The organism is Candidatus Formimonas warabiya (genome assembly GCF_002777255.1).
Taxonomy (GTDB): Bacteria; Bacillota; Dehalobacteriia; order Dehalobacteriales; family Dehalobacteriaceae; genus Formimonas; species Formimonas warabiya.
On the sequence record NZ_CP017634.1, the window covers coordinates 5,614,387 to 5,630,567 of the forward strand.

Below are 16,181 nucleotides of genomic sequence, written 5' to 3' on the forward strand. Positions count from 1 at the left end.
ATAATTGCTAAAAATAAAGATATAGAAAAGATGCGAAATATGATTCTAAGCAACTGATCATGCAAACTTATTTCTGATGAAAAATCCTATCGCGCAGGTATGGAGGAGGTGGAAAGGGGAACGGGTTATTTTTGGTAAAATTTAAAAATTGAGAAGTAAGGGGGAGGAGAATAATGATGAGAAGAAAAATAGGGGTAATTGTTGCCGGTGCACTTCTGGCCTTGTCTTTATCCGTTTCCGGCTGCGGGACGCAGAAAGAAGAGGCCCCGCAAACAGAAAAGGCGCCCAGCATTGCCCATGTGGCCCTCTATATGGCGCCCGTCACGGACTGGGATCCGGCCATCGCCGCCAATACGGAAAACCAGGTTTTTTTAAACACCTATGAAACCTTGCTGAAATATGAGTCGGAGACGGACAGCTTTAAACCGGTTTTGGCAACGGAGTATACGAAATCGGCAGACGGCCTGGTCTGGACATTTAAGCTCAGACAAGGGGTAAAATTTCATGACGGCACGGACTTTAACGCCGATGCCGTGAAATTCTCCATCGACCGTACCATGCGCATGAAAAAAGGAGCCTCTTATATTTGGAGCGTGGTAAAAGAAATTAAGGTTATTGATGCTGATACCGTGCAATTTACCCTGACGGAACCGGCGCCTTTGGATATTATCGCCTCCAGCAGTCAGGCCGCATTAATTTATTCCCCTACCGCGGTGGGCCAGGATGATCAAAAGGGGACGGACTGGTTTACCCAGGGCAATATCTGCGGCACCGGCCCGTACATGCTGCAAAGCCAGGTTGCGGGCAACGGGGTGGTTTTGACCAGGTTCGAGGATTACTGGGGCGGCTGGTCAGGAAACCATTTTGATAAAGTCGTGTTCAAGCTGGTCGGCGAGAATTCCTCCCGGCGGCAGTTGATCGAAAGCGGAGAAGCCGACGTGGCCACCAATCTATTGCCGGACGACCTGATTGCCCTGCAATCCAACCCCAATGTTCAGGTTGTGATCAGCGATGCTTATAAAAGTGTCACCGCCTTTTTGAATACCCAAAAGGAACCTTTGAAAAATAAATTGGTGCGTCAGGCCATCGCATTTTCTTTTCCTTATGATGGATATGTGAAGTATGTGAAGCTGGGCCAGTTCGGCAGTATTGGCGTAGATCCCCTTCTGCCCAAAGGTCTCTGGGGGGCCCTTGATCAGAATCCCTACACCTATGACCTGGAAAAAGCAAAAGACCTGCTGGAAGAGGCGGGCTATGCCGAAGGCGAACTGAAAATCAGCGTCACCAATCTGGCGGGAACCGATGACCGCAAGAAAACATTGGAACTGTGGAAATCCGAACTGGCAAAAATCGGCGTCACCCTGGATATCCAGAATATGCAGTCCGACGCCATGCTGGCCCTGGCCAGGCGTCCTAATGCCGATGAACGGCAGGATATCATTGTTCTGGGCAACTGGCCGGATATCATTAGCCCTATGTCTTATTACGCCTCCCAGGTGAAATCATCCGGGTCATGGAGCTTTTCCTACTTCACCAGCCCGGAAATCGATCAGGAAATAGATGCTGCCAATGCCATGAGCGGGATTGACCGGGCCAAAGCGGAGGAAATGTTCCAGGCCATCGGCAAGAAAGTGGCGGAAGAATGTATTACGATTAATTTTGGAGACGACAAGAGCGTGATGGTATTGAATAAGAACTTTAAGGGCTTTAAACCCAATTCCGGGTATGAATCGGTCGTGTTCATGTACGATTGCTACCGGGAAGAGTGAGAGGGCCGGATCCGGGTGCGGGCAGGTGCGCCGGAGGAGCCCGGATCAAAGGAGCAGAGCCGGAATTTCGATACCGGCTCTGCTGCTTCAATCACTAGAGTAAGGAGAGGCCTATGAAAAAATATATTATGCGCAGATTGCTGCTCAGCCTGATCGTTTTACTCGGGGTTGTGTTCATTACTTTTACCATTACCCGTATTTTACCTGCCGACCCGGCGTTAAAGTGGGCCGGTGTCCGGGCCACGCCGGAACAAATCGCTGCCGCCAGAATAGAACTGGGCCTGGATCAACCGGTCTATGTGCAGTTCGGCAAGTATTTGGGGGATTTGGTGCAAGGGGATCTGGGCTATTCATACCGCACCAAAAGGTCTGTCACCGATGAACTTCTGGAGGCGATCCCGGCCACCGTAGAATTGGTAGCGGTAGCCATGTTTGTCGCCGTCATTTTGGGCATTTTTTTCGGCATCGCTTCCACAAAATACAAGAATCGATGGATTGATCACCTGGTCCGGCTTTTCTCCATCGGCGCAGTCTCTCTCCCGCCCTTCTGGGTCGCCCTGGCTTTGCAGCTCATCTTCTACGGCTTATTAAAAATCCTTCCTTTAGGCGGGCGGGTGAGCACGGATCTGGCCATCCTGTATCCCATGCCCCATGTAACCGGCTTGCTGATTCTGGACAGCCTGCTCACCGGGAATTTTATGTTTTTGAAAGATGCTCTTTGGCACATGATTTTGCCCATCATACCGGTAGCCATGTATCCCATCGGCATGGTGGCCCGGCTGACCCGGTCCAGTATGCTGGAAATCATGGGCGAAGACTATATTAAGGCAGCCCGGTCTTACGGGATTAGAGAAAGGTTTATTTTGTGGGTATATGCCCTGAAAAATACCCTGGGGGCGACGGTAACGGTGGTGGCCCTTTCCATTGGCTATGCCCTGGTCAACACCTTTTTGGTGGAATCCATTTTTAGCTGGCCGGGTATCGGCAAATATGTGGCCGACGCCATCCTGTCCTTGGATTATCCGGCCATTATGGGGGTGACCTTGTTTTCCGCCGTGGCTTATTTAATTTTGAACCTGATTGCCGATTTAGTGATTGCCCTTGATCCCAGGATCAGGATTTAAGGAAAGGGAGGTGAAAGTGATGATCATTGCTTCAAAAGAGATCAAAACCCAGATCAAGGAAATGAGGCTTTCTTTTTATCTCCTGAATCGCAATATTCTGGCCAGAATAGCTCTGATAATCCTGGGGCTGCTGGTGGTGATGGCCATTTTTGCCCCGGTGCTGGCCCCCTATCCGGAAGATGCTACCGGAGCCACCCACCCGGAAATCAGTCTGGCCCCTGTCTCCGGGGCCCACTGGTTCGGTACGGATGAGTTGGGCCGGGATATTTTAAGCAAAATTATTTACGGAGTGAGAATTTCTCTCTTTTCCGCTTTTATCACCATTTTTTTCGCCGTGTTGCTGGGCGCTTTTTTAGGCGCCATTGCCGGGGCCAAAGGAGGTTGGCTGGACGAGCTGATTATGCGTGTCACGGATACCTTTCTCAGTTTTCCTCCCCTATTGCTGGCCATTGCCATTGCCGCGCTGCTGGGGCCCTCCCTGATCAACGCCCAGATCGCCATTGTTGCTTCCTGGTGGCCCTGGTACACTAGATTGATGCGGGGCCAGGCCATTTCCGTAAAAGAAAAACAGTTTGTCAAAGCCGCAGAGGCTATCGGTACCAAGCAAATGACCATTGTTTTCCGGCATATTGTGCCCAATTGCATTTCCCCCCTGGTGGTTCAGGCTTCCATGGATATGGGAGGGGTGATCCTGACCATTGCCGCCCTCAGCTTCCTGGGCTTGGGTGCTCAACCGCCTACTCCGGAATGGGGTCTGATGGTGAGCACGAGCAAAAATTATTTTTTGAATGCCTGGTGGTACAGCCTGTTTCCGGGCATGGCCATCTTTATCACCGTGTTGTCCTTCAATCTGATTGGCGATGGATTAAGGGAAGTCTTTGATCCCAAGACGAGAAAGAATTAGGGGGCCCGAAATGAGTAAATATTTGGAGATTCGAAACCTGATCGTTCAGTACAAGACCTTTGAAGGGGCAAAAACTGTTTTACATATTGACGAAATCGGCATTGAAAGAGGAAAGTGTTTTGGGATCGTAGGGGAAAGCGGGGCCGGCAAGACGGTGCTGGCCTTGACGATGCAAAGATTGTTGGCCACACCCCCGGGCAAGGTGGTATCCGGAGAAATTTGGCTGGATGGGGAAAACATTCTCACCAAATCAGAAAAAGAAATGGCAAGAATCAGGGGCGGAAAAATTTCCATGATTTTTCAGGATCCCATGTCTGCCTTAAATCCTGTTTTTACGGTAGGCTACCAGATGAGAAAGATCTTGGCGGCACGCCAAAAGATGGGGAAAAAAGAAGCGGAGCGCAAAGTCCTGGACATGATCCGGACTGTGAAACTGCCCGACGCGGAAAGCATGATGAAAAAGTATCCCCACGAGCTGAGCGGGGGGCAAAGGCAGAGAATCATCATCGGCATGGCCTTACTCTGTGGGGCGGAGCTGATTATTGCCGATGAGCCGACAAGAAACTTGGACGTGACGATCCAGGCGGGTATTTTGAAACTGATCCACGAGCTTCAGTTGAAATATCATGTGGCGATCCTGTTTATTGCCAATAATTTGGGCCTGGTTTCCACCGTTTGTGATGAAATGGCCGTGCTCCGGGAGGGGGAAATTGTGGAAAGGGGCAAGCCGGAAGATATTTTAACCCAGCCCCAGCATGACTACACAAAATTGTTAATCAAGTCGGTCACGCCCCAAAAGGCCCAGAATCCCGAGAGTGATCAAGGGGAGGAAGGTGAAAACGGGTTTGCCTCCAATATTCTGGAAGTGCATGCTTTAAAAAAATATTTTCCCGTAAAAAATCAGTTTATGACCAGGAAGGATTTATGGGTGAAAGCAGTGGATGCCGTTGACTTTACCGTAAAAAAAGGGGAGGTTCTCGGCATCGTGGGCGAGTCCGGCTGCGGCAAATCAACCCTGGTGAATACCTTATTATTTCTCCATGCACCGACGGCAGGAACAGTCTTTTTTGATGGGAAAGAGATTTTTAAAATGAAAGGGGAAGCTTTGCGCACCGCCCGGAAAGATGTGCAGATCGTTTTTCAAGATCCTTTTTGGTCCCTGAACCCCAGGTGGCTGGTGAAGGATATCGTAGGGGAACCATTAAAAGTGCACAAAAATTTATCGAGCGAAGCATACTTGGCAGCCGTGCAGGACATCGTGGAAATGGTGGGGCTGCCCAGAGATGCGGTGTACAAATATCCTCATGAGTTTAGCGGGGGACAGCGCCAAAGGATTGCTATCGCCAGGGCCCTTTCCGTGGGCCCAAAACTGGTGGTTCTGGATGAGCCCACTTCTGCCATCGATGTGCTTTCTCAGTCCCAGGTTTTGGCTCTTTTAGATCAATTGAAAGAAAGATTAAAATTAACCTATATCATTATTTCCCACGACCTGGGCGTTGTTAACTACATGGCAAGTAAAATTATTGTGATGTATCTGGGCAAAATTGTCGAATACGGGCCGGCGGCAGAGATTTTCCACAGCCCGAAACATCCCTATACCAAGGCCCTCTTTCATGCCATTCCCGGTCTGGAAACCCGCAGTGTGGATGATTTAGCGGCTATTGCGGGTGAGGTTCCCAGCGCCATTAACCCTCCCGGGGGGTGCAGGTTTCACCCGCGCTGTGAAAGCTGTATGGAAATATGCCGGAGACAGGATCCTCTGATGCAGATGGTGGAGAACAGGCAAGTGGCGTGTTTTCTGTACCATCCCCCGATCAACCTTTTTAAGGAGGATGCCCTGGGAAGAAAAGTTGCCGTTCTTTAAAACGGATCATCTTTGGGACAGTTCAGAGAACTCTTAAATAAACTGGACCTGCTGTGGATGAATCAACCCTCGATCAGTTGCGTGTCGAAGGGTTGATTTTTTTATTTTTTGGAATAATATTGTTATATTTTGGCTAGTATGATATGATGATATTTACAAATGCAAATGATTCTTATTTAAATTAGAATAAAAAGAGGTGGGAAGGCTTGAAATTAAAGATTTTTTTAATTTCCCTATGTCTGGTGACCTTGCTTTCTGTGGCATGCGGGGGCAAAAAGGAGGGCACACCTGTCCAGGCGGAATCCGGCGGGCAGGCAGGTCCGGTAAAAATAGTAACCTCCTTTTACCCCATATATATTATGACCCTCAACATTACCCAGGGGATTCCAGGGGTAGAAGTGGTGAACATGACCCAGTCCATTACCGGTTGTCTCCACGATTACCAGTTGGCGCCCAGTGATATGAAAAAACTGCAGGATGCCCAAATTATGGTGGTCAACGGGGCCGGGATGGAGTCCTTTTTAGATGAAGTGATCAGCCAGGAGCAGGATTTAAAGATTGTGGATGCTAGTAAAGGAATTGAGCTGCTGAAAAATGAAAGCGACGGGGAAGCCAATCCCCATCTTTGGGTCAGTGTGTCGGGTGCGGCAGCACAGGTGAAGAATATCGGGGCACAGCTGGCTGCTTTTGATCCGGATCATGCCGCTGGTTATCAGGCCAATACTGCCGCTTATCTAGAAAAATTAGAGAATTTGGGGAAAGAAATGCATACGGCATTGGATCCGGTGAAAAACCGGAATATTGTTACCTTCCATGAGGCTTTTCCCTATTTTGCCAAGGAGTTTAACCTTGATATCGTCGCCATTATTGAACGGGAACCGGGGTCGGAACCCAGTGCCGGCGAATTGTCGGAAACGATCGATACGGTAAAAAAAGCCGGTGTTGCCGCCCTTTTTGCCGAGCCCCAATATCCTGCAGCCGCCGCCGATACCATTGCCCGGGAAACGGGAGCCAGGGTCTTTACGTTGGATCCTTGTGTGACAGGGCCTTTGGAGGCAGATAGTTATCTCAAAACCATGGAAGAAAATTTAGCAGTCTTACAGGAGGCGCTAAAGTAATGCCGAACGCCATGAAACCCCTTGAGGGAATCAATTGTGGATGGTGCTGCACGAAAATCCAAAATTTATCCGTGATACGGGGGGGCAGAAGCATTATCCACGATATCAACCTGCACATTCACTGCGGAGAATTGACGGCCGTGATCGGACCGAACGGAGCAGGGAAAAGCACTTTTCTGAAAGCGCTGATTGGGGAAGTTCCCTATCAGGGGAATATCTCTTTTTTGGAGGGTGACGGGAAAAGAAGTGGAAAACCGCTGGTAGGGTATGTTCCTCAGCGCTGGGAATTTGACCCGGGTTCTCCCGTGAGTGTCCAAGACTTATTTTCCGCCCGACATAGAGGATGGCCGGTCTGGCTGTTCCGTTCTCAAAAGAAACGGGAAGAAACCCTCGCCAGCTTGGCCAGGGTGCAGGCCGGGCATTTGATTGACCGGAAATTAGGTGAACTGTCCGGGGGAGAGATTCAGCGGGTGCTTCTGGCCCTGGCTATGGAGCCTATTCCTGACCTGCTTCTGCTGGATGAACCGGTGTCCGGAGTGGATTTTAACGGCAGGGAGTTATTTTACCGGATGGTATCGGATTTAAGGCGCCAATATGATCTGTCCATTATCATGGTCTCCCACGACTTGGAATTGATGAAGCATTTTGCGGACCGGATTGTATTTTTGGAAAAGACCATCCTTTGTGAGGGAAGTCCGGAGCAGGTGCTAAAGGATGAAAAGGTATTGCATGTTTTTGGGACCTTGGAGAAAGAACCCATCGTCAAGGACTATTATATTTCCAGCACCCAAGAAGGGAGTGCGGTATGATGGAAATTTGGTATGGGCTGGCCGGACGGCTGCTCCCCTTCTCCTGGGCAGAACGGGAGTTTATGCTCAATGCCCTCTTGGCGGTGCTCTTGGTGACACCCCTTTTTGGCATGCTGGGCACCATGGTTGTCAATAACAGAATGGCGTTTTTTTCCGATACCATCGGTCATTCCGCCCTTACCGGGATTGCCATTGGCGTGATTATGGGTTTATACCGGCCCTTATGGTCCATGGTAATTTTTGCCGTACTGATGGCGGTGGCTGTTTCCATTGTCAAAGAATATACTACCACATCTACGGATACGGTAATCGGGGTATTTTCTGCGACGGCCGTCGCTTTGGGGATTGTGATTTTGTCCCGGGGCGGGGGATTCAATAAGTATTCCGTATATTTAATCGGTAATTTGCTCAGCATATCTCCCGGAGAGTTGGGATTGATCATCCTGGTCTTTATCATCTTTATCGGTTTCTGGGTTGCTTTTTTTAACCCCTTAATGTTTGTAAGCATTCATCCTTCTTTGGCCCGGAGCCGGGGCATCAATGTGCGGCTGGTGGAGATGCTTTTTGCGGTGATGCTGGCGGTGATTGTCACCATCTCTATTCAATGGGTAGGGATCATGATCATTAATTCTCTGCTGGTTCTTCCCGCAGCGGCAGCACGAAACCTGTCCGGAAATATGCGCCAATATCATTTTTTTTCCGTGGCCATTGCGGTAGCCAGCGGCATCATCGGCTTAATTCTATCCTATTACTGGGATACGGCCTCCGGGGCCACCATTGTTTTAGTTACGGCCTGCTGCTATTTGGCCAGTATCCTGAAAAAGCATGTCTACGGGTAAGGGACCGGTTAGTCAAAATATGAAATATTTTGATACAAAAGGATCATTTAAAGGTATAATAAAGATGCCAGGACGAACACTCTAAGGAGAGAAAAGAATTGGACAGAGTTGAGATACTTTCTGCAGAATTGCAGACCCGGGGACAGAAGCTCACAAAACAGCGTTTGGCGATCATCAGAGTGCTCAATGAATCAGAGCTGCCTTTAACAGCAGAGGAGATATTTCTGCGCGTGAAGGAGGGCAACGAGAATACCAGCCTTGCCACCGTGTATCGCAACTTAAAAAACTTGGTGTCGGCAGGATTGGTGGTTAAATCCGGCTTGCTGGACGATAAAGTTCAATACCGGCTTCAGAGCGCACCTCATTCTCATAATTTGGTCTGTTTGGGCTGTCATAAGGTGATTCAGCTTTCTCAATGTCCTTTGGATTGTTTAACGGAAACCATCGGGCAAAAAGAAGGGTTTACCGTTACGGAGCACCGGATGGAACTCTATGGTTATTGTACCGACTGCGGTAAAAAAACGGCAGAAAGCTAAAAAAATAGCCTCATTTATAAGTTTGGGGACCAGGCAGGCCCCCTTTTTTTATTATCAGGCAGGAACTTGTGTGCTAGGCACGTATATTTATAGATGACTGTTTTTTTTGAGGTGATATTTCATGCTAATTCGTGAACATTCCGAAAAGTGGGAAGCCGATCATCTTTCGGAGTTTGCTGCCCAAAGCCGGCATACGCGGGGCCGCCAGGTTTATGAGGAAGAGTGTGAGGTAAGAACGTGTTATCAAAGAGACCGGGACCGCATTATTCATTCGAAAGCCTTCCGGCGCTTAAAATTAAAAACCCAGGTGTTTATTGCTCCGGAGGGCGATCATTTTCGCACCCGTTTAACCCATACCTTAGAGGTGGCCCAGATTGCCCGGACTGTGGCCCGGGCTTTGCGCTTAAATGAAGATCTCACGGAAGCCATTGCTTTGGGGCATGATCTGGGGCATACTCCCTTTGGCCATGCCGGAGAGGAGGCCTTGGATGAAATGATGGCAGGCGGGTTCCGCCATAACTACCAGAGTTTACGAGTGGTAGAGAAAATTGAAGGGGGAAAAGGCTTAAACCTTACCTGGGAAGTGCGGGACGGCATCCTTCATCATACCGGGCCCATGAAGCCGGCTACATTAGAGGGGCAGGTTGTCAAAATATGTGACCGGATTGCATATATTAACCATGATATTGATGATGCCCTGCGGGGAAGCATTATTACAAGAAGTGAACTTCCTTTGGAATGCTTGAAGGTTTTGGGATCCCGGCACAGCCAGCGTATCAATACCATGGTAAAGGATTTGATCCAATCCAGCATGGGACAGCCGGGCATCAGAATGAGTCCGGAAATTCAAGAAGCGATGGATGAATTACGTAAGTTTCTTTTCAAGCGGGTGTATATCGGCTCCCGGGCCAAATCAGAAGAAACCAAAGCCAAAGAAATGCTGAAGATGTTATATCAGTATTATTTAGATCATCATGACGAACTCCCGGGTGAATATAATTTTGGCGATGAGATTGGCCTTCAGGTGTGCGACTATGTGGCGGGGATGACGGACCGGTATGCCATTGCCCAATTTACCAGGATCTTTGTGCCGGACGGATTTCGCAATGAATAATGCAGAAAGGAAGGATGATAAATCTCTTCGTTGGTCAGACTATCCGGATAGTGACAAACTATCCGGCAGGATTTATCTCCTTCCTGTCATTATTTTACCCAGGTCTTGATGTCTTATACAGGTGAAGGGAATATTTTTTTTAGATTTTGCGCCCCTTTTATTGATGCAAGCGGAGCAAAGCCAGGTATATATTTCCAGGGGAAGGGAAATAATAAAAACACTTTTTCTTCTTCGATATTTGTCGAGAGAGCAGGAATTATCACAAATACAACGAATTAGTAGTACTTCGGGAGAGGATTTTTTTGAAAATACTGGTAGACGCCGATGCTTGCCCGGTGAAGGATGTGATTATTTCTGTCGGGCGTGAGAAAAATATACCGGTAGAGCTGATTGCTTCATTTAACCACCACATGGACGGGGAGCCGGGAGTATGCGTGATCACAACCGACGCCGGTCCTGACTCGGCAGACTTGGTGATCGCCAACCGGGTCATGGCCCATGATATTGTGGTCACCCAGGATTATGGCTTAGCGGCCTTAGTCTTGGGCAGAAAAGGCCGGGCTTTGTCTCCCCGAGGACTGATTTATTCGGAAAAGAATATTGATGGATTATTGATGCAAAGACATTTTTCCGCCAAGGTAAGGAGAAGCGGGGGCAGGACAAAAGGGCCCCCTGTTTTTTCGAGTGAAGACCGGGAAAACTTCAAAAAGGCATTGTTGAAGTTGCTGGAATAGTTGCACAATTTTATCCTTGCTTCAAAAAAGAAGGAATCAAAGGAAAAATGGCGAAACAACAATAATATATCTAAAGATTATCTCACTGTAATCGGATAGGGTGGTGCAGACTATGAGCTTTGTGCCGCCGGAAATTATTGACGAAATTCGGACAAAAACAGATATCGTAGAGATAATTTCCGAATATGTTAGTTTGAAAAGACAGGGCAAGAATTATGTGGGGCTTTGTCCCTTTCATTTGGAGGATACTCCCTCTTTTTCAGTATCCCCGGATAAGCAGATCTTTTACTGTTTCGGTTGCCATAAGGGCGGTAGTGTGATTAATTTTATCATGGAGCAGGAAAACCTGACCCTTCCGGAGGCGGCGGAGAAATTAGCCGATAAGGTTGGGGTCGTGATACCGTCGGGGCACGTGAGTGAACAGGAATTTACCAGGCAGTCGCAAAAACGCAGGCTGATTGAAATGCATGAGCTTGCGGCCCATTTCTTTCACCAGAGGCTGAACAATCCTCTAGAAGGAAAACCGGCCCGGGATTATTTGGATAAACGGGGCATCACCAGGGATGTGATGGGGAGTTTCCAGTTAGGATATGCCCCCAAATCCTGGGACAGTTTGGTGAAACATCTCTTGCAAAAAGGTTTCACGGAAACGGAGATGGAAAAAGCCGGTTTAGCCGCACGAAGTTCTAAAGGAACTTTTTATGATAAATTTCGGGACCGCTTGATGTTTCCTATTTGGGATTTTCGGGGCAAGGTCATCGCTTTTGGGGGCCGGGTGATGGGTGATGAGCTACCCAAGTATTTGAATTCCTCCGAAACCCCTATTTTTAATAAATCGCAAAACCTATACGGGCTGAACATCGCGGCGGCATGGATCAGACAGCAGGATGAAGCTGTGATCATGGAAGGATATATGGACGTAATCGCTGCCCATCAATTTGGCATTAAAAATGCGGTGGCTTCTTTGGGAACCTCCTTTACCACCGACCAAGGCAAACTGCTCAAACGCTATTCCTCAAATGTTTTGATTGCCTATGATGCCGATACGGCCGGAGCAAAGGCGACATCCCGGGGTTTGGATATTTTGCAGAATATCGGCTTTCGGGTCCGCGTACTGCAATTGCCCAATGGCTTGGACCCGGACGAATTCTTACACAAATATAACTATATGGCTTGGGTCCAATTGGCGCAAAACAAGGCCTTAAGTTTACTGGAATATAAACTTCAGGCTGCGACAGCCAAATATAATATTAAGTCCATCGAAGGGAAAGCAGATGTGGTTAAAGAACTGCTTCCCGACTTAGCAAAAATAAAAAGCCAGGTAGAGAAAGATCAGTATGTAAAGCTTTTGGCCAGGACTTTGGGAATTTCTGAAGATACCATTTATGCGGACTTGCGCAGAATAACCGGGAATATAGAAAAAACGGATAATTTTAACATTGTAAAGCATACTAACAATACTCAGGTCCAAGTAAGAAATGTTTTCCCGGAAAACCGGCGCCATGCCTCTGCGATTGCGGAAAGAAATTTATGCCGGTTGATGATCGAAGACCGGAAGATCTTTGATCAGGTGGAGCATGCTTTGGGTTTGGACTTTCCTGAGGAGGCCAGACTGACAGAAATATTGCACGCTGTGAAACAAATGTCCGGAGAATTTGATTGGCTGCCGGCTACATTGATTGAACGTCTTGAGGTTTCACCTTTAAAACAATTTTTGTCCCAATTGTTTATGGAAGATTACCCTGGGGATAATAAAGATGTATTCGTCCGGGATTATATAAAAACCATTAAGCTGCACCGGATGAAAAAAAGAATCCAAGAGATTCACAACATGATCCAAAGTCAGGATCAGCAAAGTATGACCGGTGAAACGATGCAACTGCTTCAGGAGTATACCATGCTTCAGCAGCAAGTACAGCAGTTAAAACGGTAAGATTTGATCATTACCTTGTGGAAGGGGGGAAAAAATGAAGCCGGATCAAAGTAAAATTGACGCCGTAAAAAAACTTGTAGAAACGGGAAGACAGCGAGGAGTCCTTACTTATCACGAAATTATGGATACGCTCAGTGAAATTGACTTGTCTCCCGATCAGATGGATGAGATTTATGAACAGCTTGGCCAAATGGGCATAGAAGTTATTTCCGGATCCGGTGAGCTGGAAACATTAGAGCATCCTGATGAGATGACATCTTCCCCCGAAGGAATTGATATTGATTTGTCCATTCCTGAAGGAGTGGCGATTGATGATCCAGTCCGGATGTATTTAAAAGAAATCGGACGGGTGCCTTTGCTTTCTGCTGAGGAAGAAATAGAATTAGCCAAAAGAATGGAAGAAGGCGACGAGGAAGCAAAAAGGCGGTTAGCGGAAGCCAATCTGCGTTTGGTGGTAAGTATTGCCAAGCGCTATGTGGGTCGGGGTATGCTTTTTTTGGATTTAATCCAGGAAGGTAATTTAGGACTTATTAAAGCAGTAGAAAAATTTGATTACCAAAAAGGGTTTAAGTTCAGCACCTATGCTACCTGGTGGATCCGTCAGGCCATTACCCGGGCCATTGCCGATCAGGCCCGTACGATCAGAATTCCGGTTCACATGGTGGAGACGATTAATAAATTAATTCGGGTTTCCCGGCAATTGCTGCAGGAATTGGGACGTGAACCCCTTCCTGAAGAAGTAGCCCGCGAGATGGACATTCCGGTGGAGCGGGTGCGGGAAATTATGAAAATTGCTCAAGAGCCGGTATCTTTGGAGACTCCTATTGGGGAAGAGGAAGACAGCCACTTAGGAGATTTTATCGAAGACGAGGATGCGCCGGCACCGGCGGAGGCAGCATCATTTATGCTGTTGAAGGAACAGCTGGAGGAAGTTTTAGAGACCCTTACCTCCCGTGAGAAAAAAGTTCTGCAGTTGCGTTTCGGATTAGAAGACGGCCGGTCCCGGACCCTGGAAGAAGTAGGACAGGTATTTGGGGTGACCAGGGAACGGATTCGGCAAATTGAGGCGAAGGCCCTGCGAAAATTGCGTCATCCGAGCCGAAGCAAGAAATTAAAGGATTATCTGGAATAAAGGGCTGGTTCGGTATGCCCGAAAAATTGGCAGCTAAAATTTGTTGACCTGCATCCAGTTTTTTAGTATAATGACTATTGCATCACGGGCATTCCTCGATAGCTCAATGGTAGAGCACCCGGCTGTTAACCGGGTGGTTGTTGGTTCGAGTCCAACTCGGGGAGCCATTTTTATTGGGCCTATAGCTCAGCGGTAGAGCCACCGGCTCATAACCGGTCGGTCCCTGGTTCGATCCCAGGTGGGCCCACCAATTTAACGGAAAGACGGCAAGAATCAGACCATCTGCTTCTTGCTTTTTTATTATTTTCATTTCTTTAAGCAGGATTATTATTCCAGAATTGCGAATACTATTAAAAGTTCAAAGCGCTTTTTGGAGTTCCAGGATCCGGTTTTCGGTGAGCAGTATTTTTTCCCGGTACCCGGTAACCGATTCCCGGTACCCGTAAATTCAGGTATGTGTGGTGATTTTTTTCGGTGCAAATCAAATTGTCTCAAAGACTGGCTGCTGTGGCGGCGAGGGTTCCGGAAGGAACAGTGGTGGCGGATATTGGAACCGACCATGGCTACCTTCCTGCCTACCTGGTGATGAATGGCATCTCTCCGGGAGCAATCGCTGCCGATGCGGCGGAGCAGCCTTTGGCGGCGGCTGCCCAGCTCATTGATTTACTTGGGATTCATCGCAAAGTGGATACCCGCTTAGGCGATGGGCTTCAGGTTTTGGCTCCGGGGGAAGCGGAAACGGTTTGTATGGCCGGAATGGGATCGACCACCATGATCAACATATTGGAACAGGCCCCTCATGTGCTGACCCAGGTGAGACGCCTGATCCTTCAACCCATGCAGGGTATCCCCCGGATGAGAATCTGGTTGGCCAAGCACGGTTGGAGGATCATTGATGAAGAATTAGTTTTTGAAGAGAATACATTTTATGAAATTATTGCTGCAGAACCGGGGATCATGGCTCTATCTGCCGAAGAAGCGGAAGTGGGACCGGTGCTTTTGCTGAGAAGCCATCCTTTATTAAAGAGATATCTGGGAGAAAAGATCACCGCTTTAGAAAAAATTGATGCCTCCCTCTGTAAGAGTAAGAGTGAGGAAACCGCGTCCAAGAAAAGAGAAATTGGGGAAAAGATCAACATGCTGAAAAGGGTGATGGAATGCCTGTAACAGTTGGACAGGTAATTAAAATGATGGATGAACTTGCTCCCCCGGGTTTGGCGGAAGACTGGGATAACGTGGGCTTGCAGGTGGGTGATGTAAACCAGCAGGCAGGGAGAATTCTTGTGGCTCTGGATGTTGATGAAAGAGTAATAGAGGAAGCCGTTGCCTTGAAGGCAGATTTGATTGTTTCCCATCATCCCTTGATTTTTCAGCCCGTAAAAAATCTCTCTTTCCATCACCCCCTGGGCAAATTGGTGCGCCAATTAATCAAGCATGATCTATCCCTATTTTCCGCCCATACCAATCTGGATAGTGCCCAAGGGGGGATCAACGATGTACTGGCGGAGCTGTTTCAACTCCACCACATAGAAGTGTTGGCCCCTGCACAGGAAGAAAAGTTTTTTAAGCTGGTAGTCTTTGTCCCGGCAGGCTACTTGGATCAGGTACGTCAGGCCATCTGTGCGGCAGGGGCAGGCTGGATCGGTAATTATTCCCACTGTACATTTTCTGTGCTGGGGCAAGGCACATTTTTACCTTTGGAGGGAACAAATCCTTTTCTGGGCGAACCGGGAAAGCTTGAGAGGGCAGATGAATACCGCCTGGAAACCATCGTTCCGGAACACAGATTAAATTCGGTACGGAGAGCGATGATCAAAAGCCATCCCTACGAGGAAGTGGCATATGATGTGTATCCCACGGCTTTGGAAAAAACAAAGCAAGGACTAGGGCGCATCGGTGATCTCTCCGAGCCCATGGAACTGAGCTGGTTGACCCGGAAGGTGAAAGAGGTTCTGGCTGTGGATGTGGTAAAAGTAATTGGCCACCCGGAACAAAGAATCTCCAGAATAGCCCTTTGCGGCGGGGCGGGGATGTCTTTCCTTCATCAGGCGAAGAAAAAGGGAGCCCAGTGTTTTATTACCGGTGACCTGAAGTATCATGAGGGGCAGAATGCGGTTGCCATGGGTATGGCGGTCATTGATGCCGGACATTATGCCACGGAAGTAGTGATTGTTTCCCGATTGGTCTCTCGCTTAAAAAAGACTTTCACGACCCGAAACTGGGAGATTGACGTCGTGGAAAGCAAAGTAAATACCAACCCTTGGTCTTATTATTAGGATAGGTGTATCACCTGTCCTATTTGTTT

14 protein-coding genes and 2 tRNA genes are annotated in these 16,181 nt (G+C 48.1%); all 16 read left to right on the forward strand.

Translation table 11 applies throughout. From position 1 onward, the window contains the following. Window positions 1-173 precede the first annotated feature (173 nt). The 16 genes from DCMF_RS25375 to DCMF_RS25450 all read left to right on the forward strand — a co-directional run bounded on the left by DCMF_RS25375 (window position 174) and on the right by DCMF_RS25450 (window position 16,152). Window positions 174-1,769, forward strand: a complete 1,596-nt coding sequence (locus DCMF_RS25375) for an ABC transporter substrate-binding protein (RefSeq protein ID WP_148137019.1) — start codon at window positions 174-176, stop codon at window positions 1,767-1,769. Between the two features lie 113 nt (window positions 1,770-1,882). Beyond that, entirely contained in the window at window positions 1,883-2,893 is a 1,011-nt protein-coding gene (locus tag DCMF_RS25380) for an ABC transporter permease (protein WP_148137020.1), read from the forward strand. A 19-nt stretch (window positions 2,894-2,912) separates the two neighbouring features. Continuing rightward, the gene (locus DCMF_RS25385; protein ID WP_214658903.1) at window positions 2,913-3,797 is read left to right on the forward strand and encodes an ABC transporter permease; all 885 of its coding nucleotides are present in this window, start codon (window positions 2,913-2,915) and stop codon (window positions 3,795-3,797) included. A 10-nt stretch (window positions 3,798-3,807) separates the two neighbouring features. Next, complete coding sequence (locus DCMF_RS29895) at window positions 3,808-5,661, forward strand: dipeptide ABC transporter ATP-binding protein (RefSeq protein WP_148137021.1); 1,854 nt, start codon at window positions 3,808-3,810, stop codon at window positions 5,659-5,661. 206 nt (window positions 5,662-5,867) lie between these two features. After that, on the forward strand, window positions 5,868-6,779 hold the full coding sequence (locus DCMF_RS25395) for a metal ABC transporter substrate-binding protein (protein ID WP_148137022.1): 912 nt from the start codon (window positions 5,868-5,870) through the stop codon (window positions 6,777-6,779). Beyond that, window positions 6,779-7,588 carry a metal ABC transporter ATP-binding protein gene (locus tag DCMF_RS25400; RefSeq protein WP_148137023.1) on the forward strand — a complete coding sequence of 270 codons (810 nt, stop codon included), beginning with the start codon at window positions 6,779-6,781 and terminating at the stop codon, window positions 7,586-7,588. Before DCMF_RS25395 ends, DCMF_RS25400 begins: the two co-directional genes overlap by 1 nt. Beyond that, window positions 7,585-8,427, forward strand: coding sequence for a metal ABC transporter permease (locus DCMF_RS25405; RefSeq protein ID WP_148137024.1), 843 nt, complete (start codon window positions 7,585-7,587; stop codon window positions 8,425-8,427). Before DCMF_RS25400 ends, DCMF_RS25405 begins: the two co-directional genes overlap by 4 nt. Before the next feature lie 98 nt (window positions 8,428-8,525). Further along, window positions 8,526-8,963, forward strand: coding sequence for a Fur family transcriptional regulator (locus tag DCMF_RS25410; protein WP_148137025.1), 438 nt, complete (start codon window positions 8,526-8,528; stop codon window positions 8,961-8,963). A 121-nt stretch (window positions 8,964-9,084) separates the two neighbouring features. Continuing rightward, window positions 9,085-10,077 carry a deoxyguanosinetriphosphate triphosphohydrolase gene (locus tag DCMF_RS25415; RefSeq protein ID WP_148137026.1) on the forward strand — a complete coding sequence of 331 codons (993 nt, stop codon included), beginning with the start codon at window positions 9,085-9,087 and terminating at the stop codon, window positions 10,075-10,077. Between the two features lie 302 nt (window positions 10,078-10,379). Next, entirely contained in the window at window positions 10,380-10,811 is a 432-nt protein-coding gene (locus DCMF_RS25420) for a YaiI/YqxD family protein (protein WP_214658904.1), read from the forward strand. 112 nt (window positions 10,812-10,923) lie between these two features. Continuing rightward, the gene (gene dnaG, locus DCMF_RS25425) at window positions 10,924-12,744 is read left to right on the forward strand and encodes a DNA primase (RefSeq protein ID WP_148137028.1); all 1,821 of its coding nucleotides are present in this window, start codon (window positions 10,924-10,926) and stop codon (window positions 12,742-12,744) included. Between the two features lie 34 nt (window positions 12,745-12,778). After that, window positions 12,779-13,876 (forward strand): RNA polymerase sigma factor RpoD, encoded by a 1,098-nt coding sequence (rpoD, locus tag DCMF_RS25430; protein ID WP_148137029.1) that lies wholly within the window; start codon window positions 12,779-12,781, stop codon window positions 13,874-13,876. Window positions 13,877-13,968: 92 nt separating this feature from the next. Continuing rightward, window positions 13,969-14,043, forward strand: a tRNA-Asn gene (locus DCMF_RS25435). An 8-nt stretch (window positions 14,044-14,051) separates the two neighbouring features. Further along, window positions 14,052-14,126: transfer RNA gene (locus tag DCMF_RS25440), tRNA-Ile, on the forward strand. A gap of 224 nt (window positions 14,127-14,350) precedes the next feature. Beyond that, window positions 14,351-15,043: a tRNA (adenine(22)-N(1))-methyltransferase gene (locus DCMF_RS25445; protein ID WP_148137030.1), complete on the forward strand. Its 693-nt coding sequence runs from the start codon at window positions 14,351-14,353 to the stop codon at window positions 15,041-15,043. Next, complete coding sequence (locus DCMF_RS25450) at window positions 15,034-16,152, forward strand: Nif3-like dinuclear metal center hexameric protein (protein ID WP_148137031.1); 1,119 nt, start codon at window positions 15,034-15,036, stop codon at window positions 16,150-16,152. Before DCMF_RS25445 ends, DCMF_RS25450 begins: the two co-directional genes overlap by 10 nt. The last annotated feature ends 29 nt before the right edge of the window (window positions 16,153-16,181 follow it).

Bases quoted from the DNA above. Each gene is read 5' to 3' on its own strand.
- DCMF_RS25415 (WP_148137026.1), top strand. From the start codon at position 9,085: ATGCTAATTCGTGAACATTCCGAAAAGTGGGAAGCCGATCATCTTTCG.
- DCMF_RS25450 (WP_148137031.1), top strand. From the start codon at position 15,034: ATGCCTGTAACAGTTGGACAGGTAATTAAAATGATGGATGAACTTGCT.
- DCMF_RS25385 (WP_214658903.1), top strand. From the start codon at position 2,913: ATGATCATTGCTTCAAAAGAGATCAAAACCCAGATCAAGGAAATGAGG.
- dnaG (WP_148137028.1), top strand. From the start codon at position 10,924: ATGAGCTTTGTGCCGCCGGAAATTATTGACGAAATTCGGACAAAAACA.
- DCMF_RS25405 (WP_148137024.1), top strand. From the start codon at position 7,585: ATGATGGAAATTTGGTATGGGCTGGCCGGACGGCTGCTCCCCTTCTCC.
- DCMF_RS25375 (WP_148137019.1), top strand. From the start codon at position 174: ATGATGAGAAGAAAAATAGGGGTAATTGTTGCCGGTGCACTTCTGGCC.
- DCMF_RS25400 (WP_148137023.1), top strand. From the start codon at position 6,779: ATGCCGAACGCCATGAAACCCCTTGAGGGAATCAATTGTGGATGGTGC.
- DCMF_RS25380 (WP_148137020.1), top strand. From the start codon at position 1,883: ATGAAAAAATATATTATGCGCAGATTGCTGCTCAGCCTGATCGTTTTA.
- rpoD (WP_148137029.1), top strand. From the start codon at position 12,779: ATGAAGCCGGATCAAAGTAAAATTGACGCCGTAAAAAAACTTGTAGAA.
- DCMF_RS29895 (WP_148137021.1), top strand. From the start codon at position 3,808: ATGAGTAAATATTTGGAGATTCGAAACCTGATCGTTCAGTACAAGACC.